This window comes from Pseudomonas sp. DF5 (genome assembly GCF_058148225.1).
The window spans coordinates 180,153-205,011 of sequence record NZ_JBYVYM010000006.1; the positions used below are offsets into that span (position 1 = coordinate 180,153).

The following is a 24,859-nucleotide window of genomic DNA, read 5'->3' on the forward strand; positions in this document are numbered from 1 at the left end:
TTCAATTCGCCAGGGGAGAGAGCGCCGACTCGCGACGCAGTTTGTCGCCGGCGGGGTTGGCCGCCTCGCGCAGAAAGCCGCGGCCGGTGTGTCGGTCGAGGCGGAACAGGGTGTTGGTCACGTAGACGTCGTCACGAATACCGACGACCTCCACCACTTCGCTGACGCAGCGGCGGCCATCGGGCAGGCGCGTCAGTTGGATCACTACGTCCAGCGCCGCGCAAATCATTTGCCGCAGGGTGCGTTCGGCGATGAGCCGTCCGGTCAGGCCCACCAGTGTCTCCAGGCGCAACAGTGCATCCTGGGCGTTGTTGGCGTGCACGGTGCTCATGGAACCGTCGTGCCCGGTGTTCATGGCGGTGAGCACGTCGACCACTTCGACGCCGCGAATCTCGCCGAGGATGATCCTGTCCGGGCGCATCCGCAGCGCGTTGCGAATCAGGTCGCTGGCCTTCACTTCGCCGTGGCCTTCGGCATTCGGCGGCCGGGTTTCCAGGCGCACCACGTGAGGATGGCCGAGTTGCAGCTCGGCGACGTCTTCGATGGTGACCAGCCGTTCGTGAGGGGCGATCAATTGGCTGAGAATGTTCAGCAGTGTGGTCTTGCCGGTGCCGGTACCGCCGCTGACCAGGATATTGCAACGCTTGCCCACGGCCTCCTGAATGAACTCGAAAATCGCCTGGTCGATGGTTTGCATCGCCATCAGGTCGGTGCTTTTGAGCATGTCCTTGCGGAACTTCCGAATCGACAGGCATGGGCCGTCGAGGGCGATCGGTGGAATGATCGCGTTGACCCGACTGCCATCGGGCAGGCGCGCATCGACCATCGGCGAAGACTCATCGAGCCGTCGGCCGAGGGGCGCGAGAATTCGTTGCATGACCCGTTCGACGTGGTGGTCGTCGATGAACCGCAGGTCACTGAGGTGCAACACTCCCTCACGTTCGACGAACACCCGGTGCGGGCCGTTGACCAATATCTCGGTCACCGCCGAGTCGCGCAGCAGCACTTCCAGCGGACCGAAACCGGTGAGTTCGTCGACGATTTCTTCCGCTAGCCGTTCCATCTCGTAGCGGGAAATTGCCAGGTGCAGACGGGCGATGTACTCGGCGACTTTGTCGGTGACGAACTGCGACAGCATGGGCCGCGACCCTTCCAGCAGGTTTTTCCCGGACTCTTCGATGGCGTCGATGATGTAGCGGTGCAGCACCAGCTTCAGGCCTTCGTGGTCGGTATTGCCGGTCGGTCCGTGCGAGGGCGCGCCGAAGAGTTTTTCCCCGCTCATTGCACGCCTCTCAACCGGTTGAACCAGCCGGCCTTGGGTTTATCCAGGCTTTCGGAGCGTTTGGCCAGCCATTCGCCGAGGGCACGCAGGCTTTGGGTCAGGCCCTCGCGTGGGGCCAGTTCGAACAGGCTCAGCCCCTGATTCTTGGCGTTGAGCCGCACTTCCGGGCTGTAGGCAAACACCGCGATCACCTCCATGCCGAAGGTTTTGCCCAAGGTGTCGGAGTCCGGCGCGACGCTGCGCAGGTAGCGGTCCACCAGCAATCTGGCGTGGTTGAGTTTCAGGCCTTTTTCGCGCCAGCGGCTGAGCACCTCAAGGTTGCGTCGGCAGTCGAGCACGTTTTGATCGGTGTACCACAGCAACTTGTCGCAATGGCTGACGAAGGTGCGCAATGCTTCGCTGTCCGACTGGCCGGTGAGGTTCACCACGATGTGCTGGAAATGTTGGCGCAAGGCACTGAGCAGCATGTACAGCTCGGCGGCGCTGGTCTGTTCGAGCGGTTCATCGTTGCTGGCGTAGGCGAGGATTCGCAGCCCGGCGTCGCAGGTGGTGAAGGCGCTGTCGATCAGCGTTGCGTCGAGGCGCCTGAGGTGACGCAATGCATCGCCGAAATGAAACGAGCTCTCCAGGCCCAGCAAGGCCAGGCTGTCGCCACGGGGCAATCCCAGATCCAGCAACAGTGTTTGCTGGCCGCTCTTTTGCACCACGTGCGCCAGGTGGCTGGCGAGCAACGCGCCGTCGCCATTGCTCTGCGCGCCGTAAAGTACGGTCAGGCCACCTTGTGAAACCTGTTGTGTGTTCGGCGCCACGGTCGGCAGGCGTTTACTCAGGCGTCGCACCAGGCCGGCGACTTCGCTGGACCGTGAGCCATAAGAGACAAAATCCCGCGCGCCGGCGCGCATGGCATTGAGCACCAGTTGGTTGTCCATGCCATCGCCCAGGGCCACGATCGCCAGCATCGGTTTGGCTTCCAGGGCACCTTCGATCAACGCGCTCTGGGCCACCACATGCTCATGGTCCAGGCCCACGAACACCAGGCTGGCGAAGGTCACGTCCACCAGCGTCAAGAGCTCGTCGAGGTTGCCGCCACCGGCGCTGATCACTCGGCCCAAAGGGGCGAGCGCCCCTTGCAGCCACTCCAAGTCGGTGTTGTTGCGTGTGATCGCGAGGAAGGTCTGGCTCAGGTTCTGGCTTTGGCTCATTGCGATAATCCGCCGTGTTTATCGACGTGGCCGTTTTCGAGGAAGTGCTGCGTGAAACATCTACGCATGGAGAAGCGTCCTCGCTCGATTCAGGGCGTTTGTTGGGTGACGGCATTGCCGCGGATGACTTCCACGCTCGGCTTGCGCGGTGCTGCGCCTCTGGGGGCGGGGGACTGTGGAGTGCCGGCCAGGGCCAGTTGACTGAACTGCACCAGCTCGCGGTTGGCATTGGCCAGGCTCGCCGATGAGTCACCACGGCCGGCCCAGTATTGGCTCAGGCGTTGTTCTTCGGCGCTGCGCACGGCCAGGCGCAAAACCCCGACCTGCGCTGCGAGCATCAGGCGGCTCAAGAGGGATTCCGGGACGGCGAGTAACACGGTGCGGGCGCTGGTGCGCAGTTGTTCCTGCTTGAGTTTCTCTTCATGGCTGAGTGCCGGGTTGGCAGGCTTGCCATCGTTCATCAACCCCAACTGCTCGCCGACCCCGAGTACGCGCAACGCCGGGACCACGACCTGGGCCGACTGCTGGAGGTTGTTGGTGTCCATGCGAAGAAACAGCAGCACATCGACATAATCGCCGGGGCTCAATTGGCCGCCGACATTGATCACATCATCCGCCGCCACGGCGAGGGCGCGTTCATCGGTGCGGATCATCCGCGCCAGCGTACCGCCGGCTTGGAAACTCTGATCATTGAGCCAGCTGCCGGCGGTGAGCGCGTGCCAGGGTGTACGGCCAATGGCTTGATCGAGACGGGTCAGGCTGCCGACGGGGGCGGTACGTAGTTTTTCCAGGGTCACGTCGGCGGCGGTGATCTGTTCGAACGGCGCGATATCACGCAGCAGCACCACCACCGGTTGGCGAGTCGGGTCATCCACCGAGGCCAGTATCGAGGGCGTTGATGTGCCGATTTGCGCGACAGGCTCGGGGGCCGGTTGGCGACTCAGCGTCAGCCCCCAGTAACCGGCAATGATGGCGCCTGCCAGAAACAGCCCGGCCAGGCCCAGGGTGACGCGGCTGTTCATGAAGGCTCTCCCCCTTTCCTGCGGCGTAACGCCCCCATGCCTACTAACGAGATGACTGCGCAATCAGGCAGTTATGAGCGTGGGACTGTTTCGCTATTTGAAGGTAGCGCAGGTAAAGCAAAATGCCATCATTGGGCGTAAATATCTGACAAAAAATAACAGCCCAAAGTGCTGTTTTGTGACGTTAATGAACCGGTTACTGCTTAAGTATTAATGCGTTCTTACAGTTGTTGGTCATGGGTTTGCCGACAATGCTGATGCTGGCATAGAGGAATCATGTTGCAGCCATGCAACATCCGCTGTCACTCAGGAGACATGCCATGTCCTTCACTAAAACGGTTCTGAAGATCAAATCCCACATCGCTTTTTACAAAGGCCTTGCTAAAGAAACCGAAGGCGCTTCGGGCATCGAGTACGCGATCATTGCAGGCATGGTGGCCGTGGTGCTGGCAACGTTTGTGGCACCCATCTCCACGGCGGTCACCACAATGTTCACCACGATTTCAGCCGCGCTTTGATTTGAAGACCGGCACGGGCAGTCATTTGCCAATCCTGCAAAGGGCTTCTAACGTCAAGGCTTAGTCCATTGCAGGTGTTACCCCATGAACGCTCCAGCGCTCCCTCGACAACAGCTTCTTCTGGTTGATGACGAGGAGGAAGCGTTACTGGAACTGGCGGAGTTGCTGGAGGGCGAGGGTTTTACTTGTTTTACGGCAACGTCGGTCAAACTCGCCCTGCACCATTTGACTCGTCATCCTGATATTGCGCTGGTGATTACTGATTTGCGGATGCCGGAGGAAAGCGGCATCTCGTTGATCAAGCGTCTGCGTGAGCACACGGCTCGTCAGCATTTGCCGGTGATTGTGACGTCGGGGCATGCGGATATGGAGGATGTGAGTGACATGTTGCGGTTGCAGGTGCTGGATCTGTTTCGCAAGCCGATCTATCACGTGCGGTTGTTGGAGACGTTGAACAATTTGTTTCCTTAGTCTCGGGGTTTGGTGGGTTCCTGATCTTGGCGGTGTTCCGGCAGGATGACCGCGTTATCGTACTTCGCGAGCAAGCCCGCTCCCACACTGGAACTCCTGCGAACACAAAATATGTGAACACCTTAGTTCAAATGTGGGAGCGGGCTTGCTCGCGAATGCGATCTCGCAGGCGCTGGCGATTGCAATGCCGAGCAATCAGGCAACCGGTCGCCACTGCCCCGCCATATGCTCGATCTCCCCGGCCCCCATCAACTGGAAATCCCCGCTGGCCCCCGCCGCGCTGGACAACAGCGTCACCTCGCTGGGCAAGCGCACCGGTTTTCTGAACTGCACCGCAATTTCGACGTTGGCCGTCGGTAGATGATCGCTCAGGGCTGCCAGGGTGCGCGCCTTGTTCCACAGGCCATGGGCGATGGCGCTGGGGAAACCGAAGAGTCTGGCGCTGATCGCACTCAGGTGAATCGGGTTGTAGTCTCCAGACACTTTGGCATATCGGCGACCAATGTCCGCCGGCGCTTTCCAGTGGGCTACTTCGGTCAGCGACAACGTTGATGCAAACGCTTGCTCGACAGGCTCGCCTGCCAGTTTGACCCCACGACAGAGCATCTGGCTTTCAGCTTCCCACAGCAGCCCCAATTGGTCGTCGAGCGTCGTCAGCAACTCGAACGTCGCGCCCTTGGCATGGGGTTGCAGGTTCTGCACCTTCACGCTGACCCGCACGCGGCTCACGCCACCCATGGGGCGCAAGATACGGATGCGATTGCTCAAATGAATCAGCCCCAGCAGAGGGAAGGGGAATTCTTTGGCGGTGAGCAGTTGCATCTGCAGGGCAAACGCCAGGATGTGGGGATACGTCGGTGGCAGAAGCCCGTTATCGGCGAAACCACATACCTTGCGATAAGCCTCCAGGCGGTTCGGATCGACGTTGACCCAGCAGTGATAACCCAGCTCAGGCAGCGCGGTGCCAGTGATTTTACGGCGCATCGCCGCCTTCACATACAACGCCTGCAGATTGGGTTCGCGAGAGAGTGTGTGCCAGTCGGTGGTCATGGTCAGGCCCCCAGCACGCTTTGCCCGCACACGCGCAGTGCTTGCCCGGTAAACGCTCCGGTGCCCGGTTGCGCCATCCAGGCCACGGCTTCGGCGACGTCTTGCGGCAGGCCGCCCTGGCCCAGCGAACTCAAGCGCCGTCCGGCTTCGCGCACGCCGAAGGGCAGGTGCGCGGTCATCTGGGTTTCGATAAACCCTGGCGCCACCGCGTTGATGCTGATGCCGCGCCCGGCCAGCAGCGGCGCCCAGGCCTGGGCCAGGCCGATCAGCCCGGCCTTGCTCGCGGCGTAATTGGTTTGCCCGCGATTGCCGGCGATGCCGCTGATGGACGCCAGCAGGATCACTCGGCCGTTATCGCGCAGGGTGCCGCTGTCGAGCAGTGCCTTGGTCAGCACTTGCGGCGCATTGAGGTTGACTGCGAGCACCGCGTCCCAGAATTCCGGGGTCATGTTGGCCAGGGTTTTATCCCGGGTGATGCCCGCGTTGTGCACCACGATGTCGACGCCGTCGGGCAAGTGTTCGATCAGTTGCGTGGCAGCATCTTCGGCACAGATGTCCAGGGTGATGCTACGCCCGCCGAGGCGCGCGGCCAGGGCGTCGAGGTCGGTTTTGGCCGGCGCCACATCAAGCAGGATCACCTCGGCGCCGTCCCGGGCCAGGGTTTCGGCGATCGAGGCGCCGATGCCCCGGGCTGCCCCGGTTACCAGTGCCTTGCGCCCCGACAACGGGCGCGTCCAGTCCATCACCTGCGTCGCACACGCCTTCAAACGTATGACTTGTCCGGAAATGAACGCACTTTTGGGCGAGAGGAAAAACCGCAACGGGCCTTCGAGTTGATCTTCGGCCCCTTCGCCGACATAGATCAGCTGCAAGGTGCCGCCGTTGCGCAGTTCCTTGGCCAGCGAACGGCTGAACCCTTCCAGAGCCCGTTGGGTGCTGGCGGCGAACGGGTCGCTCAAGGTCTCTGGCGCCCGGCCAAGAATTACCAGGTGCGCATGGTGATCGAGGTTTTTCATCAGTGGTTGGAAGAATTCGCGCAGCTGTTTCAGCTGATCGACCTGCACCAGGTCACTGGCGTCGAACACCACGGCTTTGAGTTTCTGGCCGAGGCCGGGAATCCACGCGGTGGCCAGGGTCGGGTCGGTGCCGTAGCTGTAAATCGTGTCGGTCAGGCGGTTGGCGAGGGTGCTGACTTTTTCCGTCAGCGGGCCACCGCCAATCAACAGCGCCCCCTCGACAGGCCGCAATCGGCCTGCTTGCCAGCGTTCCAGCCGTACCGGCGACGGCAGACCCAGGGCACCGACCACACGATGGCCGATGGACGAATTGGCGAAGTCGATATAGCGGTCAGACATGAATCACGCTCCAGAAGCCGGGGTTAAAAGTGTGGACCAGGAATGGCAATTAGTCGTTCGATCCACGAGATAAGGCCTACGCTTGAACATTGCAGGTTGGTTTGAGCTTGGGTTTAGCAGGTCTTTCAGGAATTGCAGCCCGCTCCCACAGGGATGTGTGTTCACCATTGACTATCAGAAGGAGCTTTTTTCATGACTCAGCTGCGCCGCGTCGCGATTATCGGTGGTAACCGTATTCCTTTTGCCCGTTCCAACGGGCCGTACGCCACTGCCAGTAACCAGGCGATGTTCACCGCAGCGCTGGAAGGCCTGATCGAGCGCTATAACCTGCACGGTGTGCGCATGGGCGAAGTGGCGGCCGGGGCCTTGCTCAAGTATTTGCGCGACTACGGCCTGACCCGTGAATGCGTATTGGGCTCGCGGTTGTCGCCGACGACGCCGGCCTACGACATCCAGCAGGCCTGCGGTACGGGGCTGGAGGCGACGTTGTTGGTGGCGAACAAAATCGCCCTGGGGCAGATTGAATGTGGCATTGCCGGTGGTGTCGACACGGCCTCGGACGTGCCGATCGGCGTCAACGAAGACTTGCGCAAGATTCTCTTGCAAGCCAACCGTGCCAAAAGCACCGCTGACAAACTGAAAACCTTCCTGCAATTGCGTCCCCGACACCTGATCCCGGACTTTCCAAGTATCGGCGAGCCGCGCACCGGCCGGTCGATGGGCGAACACTGTGAATTGATGGCCCAGACCTGGGGCATCCCGCGTGACGAGCAGGATCGGCTGACCCTCGAAAGCCATCAGAAACTGGCGGCGTCCTACGCCGAAGGCTGGCACAACGATCTGATGACGCCGTTCCTCGGCCTGACCCGGGACAACAACCTGCGCCCGGAGCTGACCCTGGAAAAACTCGCGTCACTGAAACCGGCCTTCGAGAAAAGTGCCAAGGGCACCCTGACCGCGGGCAACTCCACGCCACTCACCGATGGCGCGTCGGTGGTGCTGCTGGGCAGTGAGGAATGGGCGAAGGAGCGCGGTTTGCCGGTGCTTGCCTATTGGCGCGATGGCGAGGCGGCGGCGGTGGATTTCGTCAACGGTGCCGAAGGGCTGCTGATGGCGCCGGTGTATGCGGTGCCGCGATTGCTGGCGCGCAACGGCCTGACCTTGCAGGATTTCGATTACTACGAAATCCACGAAGCGTTTGCCGCGCAGGTGCTGTGCACGTTGAAGGCCTGGGAAGATCCGGAGTACTGCAAAACCCGTCTCGGTCTCGACGCGCCGCTGGGCTCCATCGACCGCAGTCGCCTTAATGTCAAAGGCAGCTCACTGGCCGTCGGGCATCCGTTTGCCGCCACCGGTGCGCGCATCGTCGCCAACCTGGCGAAACTGCTGGACGCGGCGGGCAAGGGCCGAGGGTTGATCTCGATCTGCGCCGCCGGCGGTCAGGGTGTGACGGCGATTATCGAGCGCTGATTATTGAGGGCTAAGCACTGCCGCGTTTTGCTGCGCGGCCAGTTCCCGGTTGCGGTTGGCGTACCCCTCGGCCATCACCGAGCACACGATCAGCTGCAACGGGTGGTAGATCATGATTGGCAGCAGGATCAACCCAAGGCCGGGGTTGGCGCCGAAGATCAGCGCCGCCATCGGTGCCCCGGCCGCCAGGGATTTTTTGCTGGCACAGAACACTGCGGCAATCTCATCGGCGGGGCTGAACTTCAGCGTGCGGGCGGTGCGGGTGGTCATCCACAGGATGATCGCCAGCAGAATCGCACTGCCGATCAGCGCCGTGAGAATCACGCTGTTGCCCTGTTGCTGCCACATCCCCGAGACCATCGAGTTGCAGAACGCCGAGTACACCAGCAGCAGGATCACCAGTTTGTCGGCGATGTTGGTGTAGCGCTTGTACCGGGCGAAAATTTTTCCCAGCAACGGCCGCAATAATTGCCCAAGCACCAGCGGCAACAACAGCATCGCGCAGAGGTCGAGCAGGGTTGAACCCAGGTCGATGCCGCCAGCGCCGCTGCCGACCACGAAACTCACCAGCAACGGTGTCAGGAAAATCCCCAGCACACTGGACAGGCTCGCGTTGAGAATCGCCGCCGGTACGTTGCCGCCCGCGCTGCCGGTCAGGGCCACGGACGAAGAGATGGTCGAGGGCAGGGCGCAGAGGTAGAGGAAACCGAGCATCAGCAACGATGGAATGTGTGAGCCCAGCAGTGTGTCGCTCAGCAGCCAGATCAACGGAAACACCGCAAAGGTGAAAGTTTGAACCATCACATGCAGCTTCCAGTTTTTCAGCCCATGGCGGATCTGCTCGCTGGAGAGGTTGACCCCATGGAGGAAGAACACCAGAAACACGCCGATGTTGATCACGTACTCCGCGTGCATCCCGCCGCCGGTGGCGCCGAAGGTCGGGAAAAAATACGCCAGCAGCGTGGCGAGCAGCATGCCGCACAAAAACCAGTCGGTGACCACGCGTTTGAGGTGTTTGAAGGCATGCATGACCGGCACCGAATACGTTTGTAAGAATTGATGACTTAGCCTAACGTCGGCTCTACCAGCCGTCTTGCGACATAAGGCCAATCAATGCCGACTAACGGACAACTTTCCCTCGAACGAATCATTCCTACGCTCACCGTGTTGCCGCGACCGTTGTATGCGCGCGCGGAAAGTCTGAATGCCGGTTCGTGGACGCCGCCGCATCGTCACGATTGGGTGCAGTTTTCCTACGCCATTAGCGGCGTTCTCGGTGTGCATACCGCCGAGGGCAGTTTCTTTGCGCCGCCGCAGTGGGGCATCTGGATTCCGGCGGATCTCGAGCATCAGGTCGTGACCTCAATGCGTGCCGAGATGCGCAGCCTGTACGTGCGCCGCGAGGACTGCCAATGGGCGGACGGGCGTTGCCGGGTTCTGGAAGTCACGCCATTGGCCCGGGAGCTGATCAAGCGTTTTTGCCTGCTTCCCGTGGAATATCCACAGGGCGACAGCCAGGAGGCGCGATTGGTGGGCGTGTTGCTGGATCAATTGGCGAGTCTGCCGGAGGTGGGGTTTTCCCTGCCGTTGCCCCGGCATGAACGTTTGTTGGGCTTGTGCAACGAGCTGATCGATAGCCCGGAGCGCAATGCGACCTTGCAGGAATGGGCCGAGCGTTTGGGCACGTCGCAGAAAACCCTGATGCGCTTGTTCCAGCGTGAAACCGGCTTGAGCTTCCGCAGCTGGCGGCAGCGCATGCGGCTGCTGTCGTCATTGAGTTTGCTGGAGGAGGGGAACAGCGTGACCCATGCCGCGCTGTCTTGCGGGTATGACTCGACGTCGGCGTTTATTGTGGCGTTCAAGGGATTGTTCGGGTTTACCCCGGGGGAATTGTTTAGGCAGTAATGACGCCTTCGCGGGCAAGCCCGCTCCCACAAGGACAACACAAACCCTGTGGGAGCGGGCTTGCCCGCGATTGGCCGCGTAGCGGCCACCCGTATCCGGTCAGGTTCTGAAGCGGCGAACCAACCCGTCCAGCTCATTCGACAACCCTGCCAGGCTCTGAGAATCCAGCCGCGCCGAGTTTGCCAATTCCGCCACCAACTGCGCATCGCCATGAATCTGGCTGATATGCCGATTGATGTCCTCGGCCACCTGATGCTGTTCCTCAGCCGCCGTGGCGATTTGAGTATTCATGTCGCGAATCACATCCACCGACTCACGGATCTGCCCGAAGCTGCTGCGCGCTTCACCGATGCGGGTCACCGATTGCTGAGACACTTCCAGGCTCGCATGCATCTGTTGCGTCACCTGGCTGGTGCGCTTGGCCAGGTTGCCCAGCAGGCCGTCGATTTCCGCCGTGGAATCGGCAGTTCGTTTGGCCAGGGCGCGAACTTCATCCGCCACCACCGCAAAGCCACGACCCTGTTCACCGGCCCGGGCTGCTTCGATGGCAGCGTTCAGGGCCAGCAGGTTGGTCTGTTCGGCGATGGAGCGGATGGTCCCGAGGATCGACTGAATGTCGTTGCTGTCGCGCTCAAGCTGTTGCATCGATTGCGCCGACTGTTCGATTTCCTGGCTCAAGCGATCGACACTGCTCACCGCCGCATCGATCTGCTGCTGACCTTCACGGGCCTGGCGCTGACCGCTGTCGGCCGACTCGGCGGCCTGGCTGCAAGAGCGCGCGACTTCGTTGGCGGTGGCGACCATTTCGTGGAACGCCGTGGACACCATGTCCACCGCTTCACGCTGACGCCCGGCGGCTTCGGCCATGTCGCTGGACACTTGGGTCGAACTCTTGGAGGTGGCGAGGATCTTGGTCGCGGCGCCGCCGATGCTTTGAATCAGGTTGCGGATCGCCGCCAGAAACTGGTTGAACCAGTTGGCCAGTTGCGCGGTTTCGTCGCTGCCACGGATGTGCAGGTTCTTGGTCAGGTCGCCTTCGCCCTGGGCGATGCCTTCCAGACCGCTGGCCACGCTGCGGATCGGCCGCACGATCAGGCTGGCGAAACTGGCGCCGACGATGGCGAAGAACACCGCCAGTACTGCTGCGATGATCGCGATCAGCCAGGTCAGTTGAGTGGCCGAGCTCATCACGTCGGTCTGCTTGATCAGGCCGATAAAGGTCCAGCCCAGTTGCTCCGACGGCCAGACGTTGGCCATGTAGCGCTCGCCATTGAGCTCAACCTCTACCAGCCCTTTGCCGGCCTTGCCGAGTTGCGCGTAGCCGTCGCCGAGGCTGCTCAGGGCTTTGAAGTTGTGTTCCGGCTGCTTGGGATCGACCAGTATGGTGCCGGTGTTTTCCACCAGCATCAGGTAGCCGGTTTCGCCGAGTTTGATTTGCTTGACGATTTCGGTGAGCTGCTTGAGCGTCACGTCGATGCTGACCACGCCGCCATTGCTGCCCAGTTTGTTATCGATGGTGCGCACGGTGCTGACGTAGGTCGCGTCATCCTGAGCCCAGTAATAGGCCTCGGTGCGAAGCGGCTTGCCCGGCTTGGCCTGGGCCGCCTTGTACCAAGGGCGCTGGCGCGGGTCGTAATTGCTCAGCTTCGCATCGTCCGGCCAGGACACGTAACCGCCCGCCGCCGTCCCGAGAATCGCATAGGCGTAGGCCGGGTGGCTGTTGCCAAGGTCCTGGAGGAGGGCGAAGACCCTCTTGTCCATTTCGCCTTGGGGAATGCTCTCGGCGTTGGCGCTCATGTAGGTTTTGAGGCTGTCGTCGGAGTTCTTGATCAGCGGTTGGGTGGCCAGGTAGTCAACGTTCTGGCTGATGCCATCAAAGAACAGTTGCATGGCATTGCTGACCTGACGAATCTCGCGGCCACTGCCGTCGACAAAATTGTCCTTGGCATCACTGCGCAAGTTCAGCACGACGAGGGTGGCGACCAGCACCACGGGCAAGCAGGCGATGATTGCAAACGCCCAGGTCAACTTCTGTTTGATGTTCATCCGCGCTCCAGTTTTTCTTGTAGGCCCACGCAGTACTGATGACTCGCGGATTATTGGCAGCCGAAAACGTTTGATATGCCCCCGATCCCTGAGCGCGACTTTTGATTTTTATCGAGACGATTGTCAGACAATTCCTTTTCTCTCTAATGACTTCGGCCGGTGAACGGGGAAATTGAGGCTTGTTGAGAAAAATCCTGCGAGCGCCAGGGGGCGACGTTAGATTCTGTCGCAAATACCTTGGCAATCCTTCGACAACAAGTGGTGCAGGCTCAGCTATGATCCGGGGCGATCGATGAGTATTGCCTGATTAATCCGGCACATTGTGTGCTTCTTGATGTTCATGGGAACGTTCATAGGTCGGCAACCCCTCCCCCGAATGAGAGGATTGCCGTATAACGAATGACTTTCGCGTGTTTGGTAATAAAGGACCCACAATAAAAGCTGATGAAGACTCCAAAACGCATTGAACCCCTGATCGAGGACGGTCTGGTCGACGAGGTGCTGCGCCCACTCATGAGTGGTAAAGAAGCAGCTGTTTATGTGGTGCGCTGCGGCAACGAGCTGCGTTGTGCCAAGGTCTACAAGGAGGCGAACAAACGCAGTTTTCGTCAAGCGGCCGAGTATCAGGAAGGCCGCAAGGTGCGCAACAGCCGGCAGGCTCGCGCGATGGCCAAGGGTTCCAAGTTTGGCCGCAAGGAAACCGAAGACGCCTGGCAGAACGCCGAAGTGGCGGCACTGTTCCGCCTGGCCAGTGCCGGGGTACGGGTGCCCAAGCCGTATGACTTCCTCGAAGGCGTGCTGCTGATGGAGCTGGTGGCCGACGAGTACGGCGATGCCGCGCCTCGCCTGAACGATGTGGTGCTGGAGCCGGACCAGGCACGCGAATATCACGCTTACCTGATTTCGCAAATCGTGCTGATGCTGTGCACCGGTCTGGTGCACGGTGACCTGTCGGAGTTCAACGTGCTGCTGACGCCGACCGGGCCGGTCATCATCGACCTCCCGCAAGCGGTGGATGCGGCGGGCAACAACCACGCGTTCAGCATGCTGGAGCGGGACGTGGGCAACATGGCGTCGTACTTCGGTCGCTTTGCACCGGAGTTGAAACGCACCCGGTACGCCAAGGAAATGTGGGCATTGTACGAAGCCGGCACCTTGCATCCGGCCAGTGTATTGACCGGCGAGTTCGACGAGCCGGAAGAGCTGGCGGACGTTGGCGGGATCATGCGCGAGATCGAGGCGGCTCGTCTCGATGAAGAGCGTCGCCAAGCGATTCGGGCGGCGGACGATGCCCCACCGAGCAAAGCCGAAGAACCGCCTCCACCGTGGATGCAGTGATCGGTTGACCCAAAACCCGGCTTTGGCCGGGTTTTTTACACCAGCAATACCCCGCACACTCAAGGACTGAATGTGAACTCCATCCGCAATGCTCAGTTGATCATCGCCGCCCGGCTGATTTCGGACTTCGGCGCCTTCCTCAACATGGTCGCCCTGGCTACCTACGTCTACCTGCTCAGCAATAGCGCCATGAGCGTCGGCATCTTCCTCGCCAGCCGTGTCGCCGGGGGTATCCTGGCCAGCCTGATCGGCACCCGGTTCTATCGCCGCTGGGCCGGGCGCCTGCCGCTGATTGCCTTCGATCTGCTGCGCGCCGGTTTGCTGGGTCTGCTGCTGGTGCTGCCGGTCAGCCAACAAGCGTTGCTATTACCGCTGATCGCGTTTGGCCTGGGGTTTGGTAATTCGATGTTCGCCATCGGCCTCAACAGCCAGTTGCCGCACCTGATCGAAGAGGCGCAATTACTCAAGACCAACGCCTGGATAACCTCAGCGTCGTCTGCGGCGATGGTCAGCGGGAGTCTGGTGGCTGGGTTGTTGGTGGCGGGATTTGGCTTTGAAACAGTATTTGCATTGAACGTGGTCACGTACCTGCTGGCAGCGCTGCTGATTGTGCCACTGCGGTTTTGCGGACCGGCCCCCAGCTGTGATGAACCTCTTCACAAACAGGGCGAATGGCAGGCCTTGCGCCAGGGTTTGCGCACGGCGCCGGTACTGGCGGCGATGTTGGCCGTCGCCATGGCCGACACCTTGGGCAGCGCCGCGCACAACGTCGGTCTTCCGATCATTTCAAAACTGCTCACACCCGAGTCGGCCAGCACCACCCTGGGCCTGATGCTGGCGGTGTGGGCCTGCGGCAAGTTCATCGGTGCGCGAATCGCCAGTCGCCTGAAAGGCACGGACAACGCGCACCTTGAGCGGCGATTTTTCTTTGGCGTGTTGCTGATGTCCTGCGGATTCATCCTGACGTTTCAGCAGCAGACCCTGTACGGGTTGCTGCTGTTTTCGTTGCCCGCCGGGATAGGCGACGGGTTCTCGGAGGTTGGCCTGATGTCGCGCCTGCAACGTGAACCGGACAGCCTGCGCCTGCCGATTTTCAGTTTTCTGACGCTGCTGCAAATGACCGGGTTCGGCGTCGGCATGTTGATCGCTGCGCCGTTCTATTCCTGGTGGACACCCGGCGCGGTGGTGCTGTTGTTCCACGGCATTCCCCTCACGCTGTTGCTGGTGGTAAAGGGGTTGGCGCTCAAGAATGAGCGGGTTCGACGCAGCAGCCCGAGGCCAGCTCCTTGAGAATCGGGCAGTCCGGGCGGTGGTCGCCGTGGCAGTGTTCTACGAGGTCTTGCAGGGTGTCGCGCAACTGACCAAGTTCGCGAATCTTCTGGTTCAGCTCATCGATGTGCTGACGGGCCAAGGCCTTCACATCGGCACTGGCGCGCTGGCGATCCTGCCAGAGGGTCAGTAGTTTGCCGACTTCTTCCAGTGAAAAACCCAAGTCCCGAGAGCGCTTGATGAACGCCAGGGTGTGCAGGTCGTCGTCGCCATAGACCCGGTAGCCACTGTCGGTGCGATGGGCCGCCTTGAGCAGGCCGATGGATTCGTAATAGCGGATCATCTTCGCGCTCAGACCGCTCTGGCGGGCCGCTTGGCCAATGTTCATCGGTTGTCCTCCGGGTCTTTGGGTTTCCAGGTTTTCAACAGTAACGCATTGCTGACCACGCTGACGCTCGACAGCGCCATGGCCGCGCCGGCCAGCACCGGGTTGAGGAAGCCGAATGCCGCCAGTGGCAGGCCGATCAGGTTATAGACGAAGGCCCAGAACAGGTTCTGGCGAATTTTCGCGTAGGTCTTGCGGCTGATCTCCAGCGCCGCCGGCACCAGCCGTGGGTCACCGCGCATCAGAGTGATGCCGGCAGCGTGCATGGCGACATCCGTGCCGCCGCCCATGGCAATGCCGATGTCAGCAGCAGCCAGGGCCGGGGCGTCGTTGATGCCGTCGCCGACCATCGCCACCACGCCGGTCTTTTTCAGGGCGGCGACGGTGGCGGCTTTGTCCGCCGGGAGTACTTCGGCGTGAACATCCTTGATGCCCAGCGCTTGGGCGACGACTTTGGCGCTGCCGCGGTTATCGCCGGTCAGCAAATGGCTGCTGATGTTGCGTGCGCTTAAGCGTTGCACTGCTTGCAGGGCACCGGGTTTGAGCGTGTCGCCGAAAGCGAACAGGCCCAGCACCCGAGGTTCGGGGCTTTGTTCGATCAGCCAGGACAGGGTCCGACCTTCGGTTTCCCAATCGGTTGCGGAGTCGGCCAATGGTCCGGCATCCAAGCCACTTTCTTCCAGCAGACGCCGATTGCCCAGGGCCAGTCGCCGACCGTCGAGGCTGCCGGCAATGCCGCGCCCGGTCAGCGATTGACTGTCGCTGACATCGGCCACGGTCAAGCCGCGTTCGGCGCAGGCATCCAGCACCGCCTTGGCCAGCGGGTGCTCACTGCCGCGTTGCAGCGCGCCGGCCATTTGCAGCAAGGCGGCTTCGTCACCCTCGATGGCACTCAAATGCGCGATGCGCGGCGTGCCCGAGGTCAGTGTGCCGGTCTTGTCGAACACCACGGCGCTGACTTCGTGGGCGCGCTCCAGGGCTTCGGCGTCCTTGATCAGAATTCCGTGGTGCGCCGCCACACCGGTGCCTGCCATGATTGCGGTCGGAGTGGCCAACCCGAGCGCGCAAGGACAGGCGATCACCAACACTGCAACGGCGTTGATCAATGCAGTTTCCAGCGGCGCACCGTACAGCCACCAACCAACCAGGGTCGCCAGTGCAATCAGCAGCACCACGGGCACGAACACCTGGCTGACTTTATCCACCAGTTTCTGGATCGGCGCTTTCGCCGCCTGCGCGTCTTCGACCAGGCGGATGATCCGCGCCAGCACGGTTTCTGCGCCGAGCGCCAAGGTCCGCACCAGCAGCCGACCTTCACCGTTGATCGCACCGCCGGTGACCTTGTCGCCCGGTTGTTTTGGCACCGGCAGGCTTTCGCCGCTGATCAACGCTTCATCGGCGTGGCTCTGGCCTTCCACCACTTCGCCATCCACCGGGAAGCGCTCGCCGGGTTTGACCATGACCAGATCGTTGAGACGCAAAGCGCTGATGGCAACCTCTAGCTCGCAGCCATCGATCACTTGAATGGCTCGCTCCGGACGCAAGGCTTCGAGGGCGCGGATGGCGCTGGCGGTCTGGCGCTTGGCGCGGCTTTCCAGGTATTTGCCCAGTAATACCAAGGCAATCACCACCGCCGAGGCTTCGAAATACAGGTGTGGCATGCGACCGGCAGCGGTGGCCCATTCGTAAACGCTCAAGCCGTAGCCGGCGCTGGTGCCCAGAGCCACCAGCAAATCCATGTTGCCGGCACCGGCGCGCACGGCTTTCCACGCAGCGACATAGAAGCGGGCGCCGAAGACGAATTGCACGGGCGTTGCCAGCGCGAACTGCACCCACGCCGGGAGCATCCAGTGCACGCCCAAAGGTTGCAGCAGCATTGGCAGCACCAGCGGCAAGGCGAGGGCGATGGCCGCCAGCAAGGCCCAGCGTTCACGGTTCAGGCGTTGTTGCTGATTGTCGGTTTGCGGGTGTTCGACTTCCCAGACGCGGGCGGAGTAACCGGCCTTGGTCACGGCACCGATCAAGGTTTGCGGATCGACCTGGCCGAGCAGCTCAAGGTGCGCCCGTTCGTTGGCCAGGTTGACGCTGACACTTTTCACCCCCGGCACCTTGGTCAGTGCCCGTTCGACGCGGCCTACGCAAGACGCACAGGTCATGCCGTCGATGCTCAATTCGAGAGTCTGCTGTGGCACGCTGTAACCAGCTTGCTGCACGGCGTCCATCAAGGCCGGCAGGCTGTCGCTGGGCGCTTGCACCCGGGCCTGTTCGGTGGCCAGGTTGACGCTGACGGCCGTGGCGCCGATGACTTTGCTCAAGGCACGCTCGACACGCCCGGCGCAACTGGCGCAGGTCATGCCGGCAATCGGCAGATCGAAAGTGGTGGATTCGGACATCGGTCACGCTCCCTGTAGAAATTGCCTACAGGATCAACCTTGCCATGCTGGCAAGGTCAAGTGCCATGTCTCAGATCAAAAGATCGCAGCCGACTCAGTATTCCAAAGCCGCAGGCTTGAGATACATCCCTTCCTGCGTCATCGCAATCCGGAACTTCAACACATCCCCAGCCTTGAGTTTGATGTCCTGCGACCCCGGCGCGAGCATGCCCGGGTTGCAGCCCGGCGCCTGGCCCGGCAGCAGTTTGAGGCGCAGGGACACATTGCCCGGCGGCAGGTTGAACGAGGTGCTCTGTTCCTGGAACAGCCGCCCGGCCAACTGATCCTGGATGTACACGCCGATCTCGCAGGAAGTCGACACTTCCAGACGCTCGCGGGAAATGATCAGCACGCCGTAGTCCTCCCCGGCGGCTTGAACCGAAGGTGTCGCGGCAAAGAGGCTGAGGAAGCCAAACAGGCTGAGAGCTGACCAGCGCATGGCTGAATCTCCTGATGTCGAGTCATTGATGGGCGCAGCTTGGCCGAGCGCGACGCCGATTGCCAGCCCGGCAGCTTGTTTCAGAACTTGACCTTGCCATGGTGGCAAGCTCGAGACTGCGCGCAAGCCTTAATTAAGGGCTTCATGAAAGGGCTTCATTAAAGGAGACGTCCCATGCAAGTGTTCAATGTTGAAGGCATGTCCTGCGGTCACTGCGTCAAGGCCATTACTCAGGCGCTGCAAGCCAAGGATCCGGCAGCCAGCGTGCGTATCGACCTGGCGGCAAAAGAAGTCGGCGTAGAAAGTGCGCTGACAGCCGATCAGGTGATCGCCGCCATCACTGAAGAGGGTTACGGGGTAAAACAGGTCTGAGCTATTTTTAATAGTTAGCGACCTAACGGAATGTTCAAGGCGTCCACCGCCGGTTAGACTGTCAGCCTGCCGATCCATGGCTAACCTGTCTGCCCAACCTGGACGCCTGATGAACCTGCGCACAATCCTGATTCTTGGCGCCTTGAGCGCTTTCGGTCCGCTGGCGATCGATTTCTACCTGCCGGCCTTCCCGGCAATGGCGCTCGCTTTCGGCACCGACGAAAAACACGTTCAACTGACCTTGGCGGCCTATTTTCTCGGGCTGTCCATTGGCCAACTGGCGTACGGCCCGGTGGCGGATCGCTTTGGGCGACGGCTTCCCTTGCTGGCCGGTGTCGGTTTATTCACCGTGGCCTCATTGGCCTGTGCTTACGCGCCGAGTCTTGAGTGGCTGATCGGCGCCCGCTTTGTCCAGGCGCTGGGCGGTTGCGCGGGCATGGTGATTGCCCGGGCGGTGGTCAGCGATAAATGCGATGCGGTGGGTTCGGCGAAAGTCTTTTCGCAACTGATGCTGGTGATGGGCCTGGCGCCGATTCTTGCGCCGATGCTGGGCGGGTTGTTGGTCAACACGACGGGCTGGCAGTCGATCTTTCTCGCGCTGACCGGTTTCAGTGCGCTGGCCGGGTTGGCCGTGGCCCTCGGGCTGCCGGAAAGTCTGCCGGCCCATGTGCCGCGCCAACCGTTGTCGGGCGCGCTGCGCCAGTACGGTCGGTTGCTGGCGGACCCGATATTTCTGGGCCACGCCCTGACCGGTGGCGTTGCCATCGCCGGGATGTTTGCCTATATCGCGGGCTCGCCGTTCGTCTTCATCAAACTCTATGGTGTGCCGGCCGAGCATTTCGGCTGGTTGTTCGGGATCAACGCCGCGGGGTTCATTCTGGTAGCCCAGGTCAATGCCCGGTTGCTGGCGAGGCGCGGTCCGGCGTTCTTACTGGCGCGCACTGTCTGGCTCTATCTTGCGGGCGGCCTGGCCTTGTTGGCCGTCAGCTCGTTGCACACTGCGCACTTGTGGCCATTGCTGATTCCGCTTTTTGTCTGCATCGCCAGCCTGGGTTGCATCGTGCCCAACGCCTCGGCCTGCGCGATGAACGGGCAGGGCGCGCGGGCGGGCAGTGCCTCGGCGATGCTCGGTTGCCTGCAATTCAGTGTTGCCGCCGGGGCCGCAGCGTTGGTGGGGGTTTTGCACGATGGCAGTGCCATGCCGATGGCCATGGTCATCAGCCTGTGCGCAATACTGGTGGTGAGCGTGGCGATGCTCACCCGGCGTTTGCAGAATGCCCGGGCGCTGGAACAAGCCCAGGCCTGAGGGCGGACTCAGCCAGCACGCTGCTGACGGCCGGGAATCTGATGGGGCGCGTGCAAGCGCGCTTCAAGCGTTTTAGTGAAGGCCAGGGCTTCGGCTTCACTGCGGAACGTCACAGCATGTTGATCCAGGCGAACCTGCCAGCGGGATGTTGCCAATTCTTTTATCAGGATCTTCATTGCTGAGTTCCTCTTGTGAAAGACGTCTTGCAAAAGACATCACGTAAAAGATTGTTCGCAGAGCTTTCGATTGTAGACCTGAATACGATCGCAATTGTGACAACGATCAACTCTCTGACTGACGGCAAAAGATCGCTGGCGCAGCGATCTTTTGATCTTCGGGTCAGAACCCTTCAAGCACAATCTTGCCCTTGGACTTGCCGCTTTCCAGCAGTTCATGGGCGCGACGCAGGTTGGCGGCGTTGATGGTTCCGAAGTGAGCACCGACCGTGGTTTTCAGTGTGCCGGCATCGATCAGCCCGGCGACGCGGTTGAGCAGTTTGTGCTGCTCGATCATGTCGGCGGTTTCGAACAGCGAGCGGGTGTACATGAACTCCCAATGCAGCGACAGGCTCTTGCGTTTGAGCTTGGTCACGTCCAGCGCCTTCGGATCATCGATCAGCGCCAGTTTGCCTTGTGGCGCCAATGCCTCCACCAATTGATCCAGGTGTTGGTCAGTCTGGGTCAGGCTGGCAACGTGGGTCACATGCTCGAACCCGGCACGTTTGAGTGCTTCACTCAGCGGCTGACTGTGATCGATCACCTGATCGGCGCCCATGTCACGCACCCAACTCTGGGTTTGGGCACGGGACGCGGTGCCGATGACTTTCAACCCGGTGAGTTGGCTGGCCAATTGCGTGAGAATCGAGCCCACACCGCCGGCGGCACCGACGATCAGCAGGCTCTGGCCTTCATCGGTGTTGCCTTCGCGCACTTGCAGGCGTTCGAACAGCAGTTCCCACGCGGTGATGGCGGTCAGCGGCAGCGCGGCGGCTTCGGCAAACCCGAGGGTCTTCGGCATATGGCCGACGATCCGCTCATCCACCACATGCAACTCGCTATTACCACCGGCACGGGCGATAGAGCCGGCATAGAACACCTTGTCGCCGGTCTTGAACAAGGTCACTTCGCTGCCGACAGCCTTGACCACACCGGCCACGTCCCAGCCCAGCACTTTGGCTGCGCCACCTTCCGGCTGGACGTTCTGACGCACCTTGGTGTCCACCGGGTTGACCGAGATGGCTTTGACCTCCACCAACAGGTCGCGCGGGCCGGCGACCGGTTCTGGCAGTTCGATGTCTTGCAGGGACTTTTCGTCGCTGATCGGCAGGGAGGCGTAGTAGGCAATGGCTTTCATGGTGGGTCCTGGAAGAGGGATGATTTCGATGGCACAGATGATTGGTTATTTCTCTGCAGGATAAAACCCGCTAAAAGAGCAGTCTCTTTCAATATTTTTTTGATAATCGGGGCTGAAGATGTTGCGTTTCGATGACTTGCAGTTGTTCGTTCGGGCGGCGGACCTGGGCAGTCTGTCGGCGGCGGCACGGGTGATGGATATGTCGGCGGCGGTGGCCAGCGCGGCGTTGAAGCGCATCGAACAGCAACTCGGCGCGCGCTTGCTCGCCCGTTCCACCCGCAGCCTGCGCTTGACGGCCGAAGGCGAGGGCTTTCTGGAATACGCCCGGGCCGCCTTGAGCAATCTCGATGAGGGGCGCCGTTTGCTGGCCAGTGGGCAGGATCAGGTCAGTGGGATTTTGCAGCTGTCGGCGCCTTCGGATTTCGGGCGCAACCTGCTGTTGCCATGGCTCGACGAGTTTCAGCGCGAGCATCCGAAACTCACCGTGCGGTTGCTGCTGGGCGACCGCATCGCCGACCTGTTCCGCCAACCGGTGGATATCGCCCTGCGTTACGGCGAGCCGGAGGATTCGAGCCTGGTGGCGTTGCCCATCGCCCCGCAGAACCGTCGCGTGCTTTGTGCTGCGCCGAGTTATCTGGCCCGACATGGCGAACCACGGCAGCTGGAGCAATTGGCGCAGCACAATTGCCTGCTGTTTATGCTCGGTAGCCGGGTCCACGATCACTGGAGCTTTCACGACGGCAAACGCGAGGTAAGCCTGACCGTCAGCGGCGATCGTTTCAGTGACGATGCCGATGTGGTGCGGCTGTGGGCCGTGGCGGGAGCGGGGATTGCGTATAAGTCCTGGCTCGATGTCGCCGCCGATGTGCTCGCCGGTCGCTTGAAAGTGCTGATGCCTGAGCTGCTCTGTGAGCGCGCACCGCTGAATTTACTGTGCGCCCATCGCGCACAATTGAGTAAGCCGGTGAACCTTTTGCGGGAAATGCTTGCCAGCCGATGCGCTCGGATAAGCAGTCAATTTCCGACGATATCGGGTGTCGATCATTAGTCGCAGGCAAATAGCGAAATTTCTGTCAGGAACTATCACCACCAAGGGATTCCCGAGGGCAGGAACCGGCGGTTAACCCGCTTATACTAGCGCCCGCCTCATGTACGCACGGTCGATCTCGCAGTGGCGGGTCCACGTTCGAGTCGGTCAGACCCCGCGGTCATCACCGGGCCTTCGCTGCACCCGCGAAGCAATGGCCTGGGTGAGTGGGTGGCTTTGCCCGGCTTATGGCGGTTTTCGCGTCTTGGCCGAAGACACATTACTGGTCAAGATGTCTCTGAGCAGTAGACGAAACGATTCAACAGGGAGTGAATACATGGAACATGCACCTTGCATCAGCCAGATCGCCACGTTGCTGGCTGACCCGAAGCGCAGCGCAATGATGTGGGCCTTGATGGACGGCACGGCACGGCACACCGAGGAGCTGGCGTTGCTGGCTGGCCTGTCGCCGTCTTCGGCCAGTGCGCATTTGGGGCGCTTGTCCACCGGCGGTCTGTTGAAGGTCGAAAACCGTGGACGCAAGCGGTTTTTCCGGCTTGCCGCACCCGAAGTCGGCGCCGCGATAGAAGCCTTGGCCAGCGCTACCCTGGCCAGTGCGCCTCGGGACATTCCAGAGGTGTTCAAACGCACGAGCCCTATCGCCAAACCTCAGGCGGCGCCTTCGTCACTGCTGCGGGCCAGGCTTTGTGAAGACCATCTGGGCGGTACCCTGGCCGCCGATCTTTACCAGCGTCTGCTGGAGGCAGGCTGGATCGAGCAGCTCGATCAGCGGGTCATGATCACTCATAAGGGGGCCACACAATTGGCAACACGCGGTGTGTTCATCCAGGCGCTGGCCCATCGCAACGGCAGAGTTGCCTGTGCTTGTCCGGACTGGAGCGAACGACGCCCGCACATGGGCGGCTCATTGGGCGCGGCTTTGTTGCAGTTGTTCATGCAGTCGGGCTGGTTGAGCCTGCCAAGCGATTCGCGAGCCTTGCAGATCACGGCCACGGGGCAGCGTGAAATCCATCGTTTCGCCAAGGAAACCGAGCTGGAAATGGCACTTTAGAGCCTCTGCGGTGCGACGTCCGGGATCTTTGGTTTCAGGCGTCGTTCAGAGGTGTGGGCAGGTCGTATTCAGCAATAACCCCCCACCGCTATCGCGCACACTCGATCCGGGGACTTTCGGATTGGGGGAACGTGGCATGGAAACACGAAGCTTCAGCGCGGCAGAACGACTGGAACGGCTGCCCATCAGTGGTTATCACCGCATCATTTTCATCATCATTGCCCTGGCGTTTTTCTTCGACTCCATGGACCTGGCGATGATGACCTTCCTGCTCGGCTCGATCAAAACCGAGTTCGGCCTGAGTACGGCGCAGGCCGGGCTGCTGGCCAGTTCGAGTTTCTTCGGCATGGTGGTGGGTGCCTCGCTGTCCGGCATGCTGGCCGACCGCTTCGGGCGCAAACCGGTGTTCCAGTGGAGCATTGTGTTGTGGGGCATCGCCAGCTATCTGTGCTCCACGGCGCAGAGCGTCGAAACGCTGACATTGTTCCGAATCCTCTTGGGGATCGGCATGGGCATGGAGTTTCCAATTGCGCAGTCGATGCTGTCGGAGCTGATTCCGGCCAAGCGGCGTGGGCGTTACATCGCATTGATGGACGGCTTTTGGCCACTCGGTTTCGTCGCGGCCGGGGTGCTGTCGTACTTCCTGTTGCCGGTGATTGGCTGGCGCGACATCTTTCTGGTGTTGGCGGTGCCGGCGGTGTTCGTCCTGGCAATTCGTTTTTTCATTCCCGAGTCGCCGCGCTGGCTGGAGCAGGCCGGGCATCATGATGCGGCGGACACGGTTTTACACCGCATCGAAGAACGGGTTCGGGCTTCATTGGGCCGTTCGGATCTGCCTGAGCCGATTCGCCTGCCACGGGTGGCGAGTCAACCGGGCAACTTCTTCTCCGCACTGCGGGAAATCTGGTCGGTGCAGTATCGCCGGCGCACGATGATGATCTGGAGCGTGTGGTTTTTCGCCTTGCTGGGTTTCTATGGCCTGACGTCCTGGCTCAGTGCGCTGCTGCAACAGTCGGGCTTCGCCGTGACCCAATCGGTGTATTACACGGTGCTGATTTCCCTTGGCGGGATTCCCGGTTTCCTCATGGCCGCCTGGCTGGTGGAGCGTTGGGGGCGCAAACCGGTGTGCGTCGTGACCTTGCTCGGCGGCGGGGTGATGGCGTTTCTTTATGGTCAGAGCGCGGTGTTCGGCGGCAACGTCAGCCTGTTGATCACCTCGGGACTGCTGATGCAGTTCTTCCTGTTCGGCATGTGGGCGGTGCTCTACACCTACACCCCGGAGTTGTACCCGACGTCGGCACGGGCCACGGGCTCGGGGTTCGCTTCGGCCATCGGCCGCGTGGGTTCGCTGCTCGGGCCAATGGTGACCGGGCTGGTGTTCCCGATGACGGGGCAGGGCGGGGTGTTTGCGCTGGGGGCGATGTGCTTTGCGATTGCGGCGGCAGTGGTGTGGATCTTCGGGATGGAAACCCGGGGCAAGACCTTGGAAGAATTGAGCGAGCCGGTGATTATCAATTAATCACCGATTAAATGTGGGAGCGGGCT

At 61.2% G+C, this 24,859-nt stretch carries 23 protein-coding genes and 1 pseudogene; 11 read left to right on the top strand and 13 right to left on the bottom strand.

The annotated features are described in order from the left end of the window. Nucleotide 1: 1 nt before the first annotated feature. From AC30D7_RS08125 to cpaB, 3 genes are all read right to left on the bottom strand, one after another. Nucleotides 2-1,282 (bottom strand): TadA family conjugal transfer-associated ATPase, encoded by a 1,281-nt coding sequence (locus AC30D7_RS08125; RefSeq protein WP_490133675.1) that lies wholly within the window; start codon nt 1,280-1,282, stop codon nt 2-4. Beyond that, nucleotides 1,279-2,484, bottom strand: a complete 1,206-nt coding sequence (locus AC30D7_RS08130; protein ID WP_490133676.1) for a CpaE/TadZ family protein — start codon at nt 2,482-2,484, stop codon at nt 1,279-1,281. Before AC30D7_RS08130 ends, AC30D7_RS08125 begins: the two co-directional genes overlap by 4 nt. Nucleotides 2,485-2,573: 89 nt before the next feature. Next, nucleotides 2,574-3,506 (bottom strand): Flp pilus assembly protein CpaB, encoded by a 933-nt coding sequence (gene cpaB / locus AC30D7_RS08135; protein ID WP_490133677.1) that lies wholly within the window; start codon nt 3,504-3,506, stop codon nt 2,574-2,576. Between the two features lie 320 nt (nt 3,507-3,826). On the opposite strand from cpaB, the gene AC30D7_RS08140 reads away from it, so the two are divergent. Both AC30D7_RS08140 and AC30D7_RS08145 read left to right on the top strand, forming a co-directional pair. Continuing rightward, entirely contained in the window at nt 3,827-4,024 is a 198-nt protein-coding gene (locus tag AC30D7_RS08140) for a Flp family type IVb pilin (protein ID WP_490133678.1), read from the top strand. 84 nt (nt 4,025-4,108) lie between these two features. Beyond that, the gene (locus AC30D7_RS08145) at nt 4,109-4,495 is read left to right on the top strand and encodes a response regulator (protein ID WP_490133679.1); all 387 of its coding nucleotides are present in this window, start codon (nt 4,109-4,111) and stop codon (nt 4,493-4,495) included. 195 nt (nt 4,496-4,690) lie between these two features. On the opposite strand, the gene AC30D7_RS08150 is transcribed toward AC30D7_RS08145, so the two are convergent. Further along, entirely contained in the window at nt 4,691-5,545 is an 855-nt protein-coding gene (locus AC30D7_RS08150) for a MaoC family dehydratase (protein ID WP_490133680.1), read from the bottom strand. Between the two features lie 2 nt (nt 5,546-5,547). Next, on the bottom strand, nt 5,548-6,900 hold the full coding sequence (locus tag AC30D7_RS08155) for a 3-oxoacyl-ACP reductase (protein ID WP_490133681.1): 1,353 nt from the start codon (nt 6,898-6,900) through the stop codon (nt 5,548-5,550). A 192-nt stretch (nt 6,901-7,092) separates the two neighbouring features. Between AC30D7_RS08155 and AC30D7_RS08160 the strand changes: the two genes are divergently transcribed. Beyond that, a complete protein-coding gene (locus AC30D7_RS08160) occupies nt 7,093-8,370 on the top strand; it encodes an acetyl-CoA C-acetyltransferase (RefSeq protein ID WP_230175457.1) in 1,278 nt (425 codons plus the stop codon). On the opposite strand, the gene AC30D7_RS08165 is transcribed toward AC30D7_RS08160, so the two are convergent. After that, nucleotides 8,371-9,399 carry a bile acid:sodium symporter family protein gene (locus AC30D7_RS08165; RefSeq protein ID WP_490133682.1) on the bottom strand — a complete coding sequence of 343 codons (1,029 nt, stop codon included), beginning with the start codon at nt 9,397-9,399 and terminating at the stop codon, nt 8,371-8,373. An 84-nt stretch (nt 9,400-9,483) separates the two neighbouring features. Between AC30D7_RS08165 and AC30D7_RS08170 the strand changes: the two genes are divergently transcribed. Beyond that, the gene (locus AC30D7_RS08170) at nt 9,484-10,275 is read left to right on the top strand and encodes an AraC family transcriptional regulator (RefSeq protein WP_305423747.1); all 792 of its coding nucleotides are present in this window, start codon (nt 9,484-9,486) and stop codon (nt 10,273-10,275) included. A gap of 99 nt (nt 10,276-10,374) precedes the next feature. Here the strand turns inward: AC30D7_RS08170 and AC30D7_RS08175 are convergent, their stop codons facing one another. Then, nucleotides 10,375-11,142, bottom strand: coding sequence for a methyl-accepting chemotaxis protein (locus AC30D7_RS08175; RefSeq protein ID WP_370694472.1), 768 nt, complete (start codon nt 11,140-11,142; stop codon nt 10,375-10,377). A 90-nt stretch (nt 11,143-11,232) separates the two neighbouring features. Further along, a pseudogene (locus AC30D7_RS08180) lies at nt 11,233-12,321 on the bottom strand (cache domain-containing protein); the annotation flags it as partial. A gap of 444 nt (nt 12,322-12,765) precedes the next feature. On the opposite strand from AC30D7_RS08180, the gene AC30D7_RS08185 reads away from it, so the two are divergent. Further along, complete coding sequence (locus AC30D7_RS08185) at nt 12,766-13,659, top strand: PA4780 family RIO1-like protein kinase (RefSeq protein ID WP_086944028.1); 894 nt, start codon at nt 12,766-12,768, stop codon at nt 13,657-13,659. 72 nt (nt 13,660-13,731) lie between these two features. Next, entirely contained in the window at nt 13,732-14,949 is a 1,218-nt protein-coding gene (locus AC30D7_RS08190) for an MFS transporter (protein WP_490133683.1), read from the top strand. On the opposite strand, the gene cueR is transcribed toward AC30D7_RS08190, so the two are convergent. The 3 genes from cueR to AC30D7_RS08205 form a co-directional block, all read right to left on the bottom strand. After that, on the bottom strand, nt 14,903-15,316 hold the full coding sequence (gene cueR, locus AC30D7_RS08195) for a Cu(I)-responsive transcriptional regulator (RefSeq protein ID WP_007940146.1): 414 nt from the start codon (nt 15,314-15,316) through the stop codon (nt 14,903-14,905). The two genes, AC30D7_RS08190 and cueR, sit on opposite strands and share 47 nt — an antisense overlap. Next, on the bottom strand, nt 15,313-17,706 hold the full coding sequence (locus AC30D7_RS08200; protein WP_490133684.1) for a heavy metal translocating P-type ATPase: 2,394 nt from the start codon (nt 17,704-17,706) through the stop codon (nt 15,313-15,315). Before AC30D7_RS08200 ends, cueR begins: the two co-directional genes overlap by 4 nt. 94 nt (nt 17,707-17,800) lie before the next feature. Beyond that, nucleotides 17,801-18,184: a hypothetical protein gene (locus AC30D7_RS08205; RefSeq protein WP_018928385.1), complete on the bottom strand. Its 384-nt coding sequence runs from the start codon at nt 18,182-18,184 to the stop codon at nt 17,801-17,803. 174 nt (nt 18,185-18,358) lie between these two features. Between AC30D7_RS08205 and AC30D7_RS08210 the strand changes: the two genes are divergently transcribed. Beyond that, on the top strand, nt 18,359-18,556 hold the full coding sequence (locus AC30D7_RS08210) for a heavy-metal-associated domain-containing protein (RefSeq protein ID WP_490133685.1): 198 nt from the start codon (nt 18,359-18,361) through the stop codon (nt 18,554-18,556). Nucleotides 18,557-18,665: 109 nt separating this feature from the next. After that, nucleotides 18,666-19,862, top strand: coding sequence for a multidrug effflux MFS transporter (locus AC30D7_RS08215; RefSeq protein WP_490133686.1), 1,197 nt, complete (start codon nt 18,666-18,668; stop codon nt 19,860-19,862). 8 nt (nt 19,863-19,870) lie between these two features. On the opposite strand, the gene AC30D7_RS08220 is transcribed toward AC30D7_RS08215, so the two are convergent. Further along, nucleotides 19,871-20,038 carry a hypothetical protein gene (locus tag AC30D7_RS08220; protein WP_490133687.1) on the bottom strand — a complete coding sequence of 56 codons (168 nt, stop codon included), beginning with the start codon at nt 20,036-20,038 and terminating at the stop codon, nt 19,871-19,873. Nucleotides 20,039-20,201: 163 nt separating this feature from the next. After that, on the bottom strand, nt 20,202-21,215 hold the full coding sequence (locus AC30D7_RS08225) for a zinc-binding alcohol dehydrogenase family protein (RefSeq protein WP_490133688.1): 1,014 nt from the start codon (nt 21,213-21,215) through the stop codon (nt 20,202-20,204). A gap of 118 nt (nt 21,216-21,333) precedes the next feature. Between AC30D7_RS08225 and AC30D7_RS08230 the strand changes: the two genes are divergently transcribed. The 3 genes from AC30D7_RS08230 to AC30D7_RS08240 all read left to right on the top strand — a co-directional run bounded on the left by AC30D7_RS08230 (nt 21,334) and on the right by AC30D7_RS08240 (nt 24,833). Next, the gene (locus tag AC30D7_RS08230; RefSeq protein ID WP_490133689.1) at nt 21,334-22,263 is read left to right on the top strand and encodes a LysR family transcriptional regulator; all 930 of its coding nucleotides are present in this window, start codon (nt 21,334-21,336) and stop codon (nt 22,261-22,263) included. A gap of 316 nt (nt 22,264-22,579) precedes the next feature. Beyond that, a complete protein-coding gene (locus AC30D7_RS08235) occupies nt 22,580-23,314 on the top strand; it encodes an ArsR/SmtB family transcription factor (RefSeq protein ID WP_490133690.1) in 735 nt (244 codons plus the stop codon). A gap of 136 nt (nt 23,315-23,450) precedes the next feature. Beyond that, complete coding sequence (locus AC30D7_RS08240; protein ID WP_490133691.1) at nt 23,451-24,833, top strand: MFS transporter; 1,383 nt, start codon at nt 23,451-23,453, stop codon at nt 24,831-24,833. Nucleotides 24,834-24,859: the final 26 nt, after the last annotated feature.

Coding starts and splice junctions, on each gene's coding strand:
- AC30D7_RS08170 (WP_305423747.1), top strand. CDS start 9,484: ATGCCGACTAACGGACAACTTTCCCTCGAACGAATCATTCCTACGCTC.
- AC30D7_RS08200 (WP_490133684.1), bottom strand. CDS start 17,706: ATGTCCGAATCCACCACTTTCGATCTGCCGATTGCCGGCATGACCTGC.
- AC30D7_RS08220 (WP_490133687.1), bottom strand. CDS start 20,038: ATGAAGATCCTGATAAAAGAATTGGCAACATCCCGCTGGCAGGTTCGC.
- AC30D7_RS08150 (WP_490133680.1), bottom strand. CDS start 5,545: ATGACCACCGACTGGCACACACTCTCTCGCGAACCCAATCTGCAGGCG.
- AC30D7_RS08130 (WP_490133676.1), bottom strand. CDS start 2,484: ATGAGCCAAAGCCAGAACCTGAGCCAGACCTTCCTCGCGATCACACGC.
- AC30D7_RS08225 (WP_490133688.1), bottom strand. CDS start 21,215: ATGAAAGCCATTGCCTACTACGCCTCCCTGCCGATCAGCGACGAAAAG.
- AC30D7_RS08235 (WP_490133690.1), top strand. CDS start 22,580: ATGGAACATGCACCTTGCATCAGCCAGATCGCCACGTTGCTGGCTGAC.
- AC30D7_RS08230 (WP_490133689.1), top strand. CDS start 21,334: ATGTTGCGTTTCGATGACTTGCAGTTGTTCGTTCGGGCGGCGGACCTG.
- AC30D7_RS08185 (WP_086944028.1), top strand. CDS start 12,766: ATGAAGACTCCAAAACGCATTGAACCCCTGATCGAGGACGGTCTGGTC.
- AC30D7_RS08205 (WP_018928385.1), bottom strand. CDS start 18,184: ATGCGCTGGTCAGCTCTCAGCCTGTTTGGCTTCCTCAGCCTCTTTGCC.
- cpaB (WP_490133677.1), bottom strand. CDS start 3,506: ATGAACAGCCGCGTCACCCTGGGCCTGGCCGGGCTGTTTCTGGCAGGC.
- cueR (WP_007940146.1), bottom strand. CDS start 15,316: ATGAACATTGGCCAAGCGGCCCGCCAGAGCGGTCTGAGCGCGAAGATG.
- AC30D7_RS08160 (WP_230175457.1), top strand. CDS start 7,093: ATGACTCAGCTGCGCCGCGTCGCGATTATCGGTGGTAACCGTATTCCT.
- AC30D7_RS08140 (WP_490133678.1), top strand. CDS start 3,827: ATGTCCTTCACTAAAACGGTTCTGAAGATCAAATCCCACATCGCTTTT.
- AC30D7_RS08175 (WP_370694472.1), bottom strand. CDS start 11,142: ATGGCCGAAGCCGCCGGGCGTCAGCGTGAAGCGGTGGACATGGTGTCC.
- AC30D7_RS08210 (WP_490133685.1), top strand. CDS start 18,359: ATGCAAGTGTTCAATGTTGAAGGCATGTCCTGCGGTCACTGCGTCAAG.
- AC30D7_RS08125 (WP_490133675.1), bottom strand. CDS start 1,282: ATGAGCGGGGAAAAACTCTTCGGCGCGCCCTCGCACGGACCGACCGGC.
- AC30D7_RS08240 (WP_490133691.1), top strand. CDS start 23,451: ATGGAAACACGAAGCTTCAGCGCGGCAGAACGACTGGAACGGCTGCCC.
- AC30D7_RS08155 (WP_490133681.1), bottom strand. CDS start 6,900: ATGTCTGACCGCTATATCGACTTCGCCAATTCGTCCATCGGCCATCGT.
- AC30D7_RS08145 (WP_490133679.1), top strand. CDS start 4,109: ATGAACGCTCCAGCGCTCCCTCGACAACAGCTTCTTCTGGTTGATGAC.
- AC30D7_RS08165 (WP_490133682.1), bottom strand. CDS start 9,399: ATGCATGCCTTCAAACACCTCAAACGCGTGGTCACCGACTGGTTTTTG.
- AC30D7_RS08215 (WP_490133686.1), top strand. CDS start 18,666: ATGAACCTGCGCACAATCCTGATTCTTGGCGCCTTGAGCGCTTTCGGT.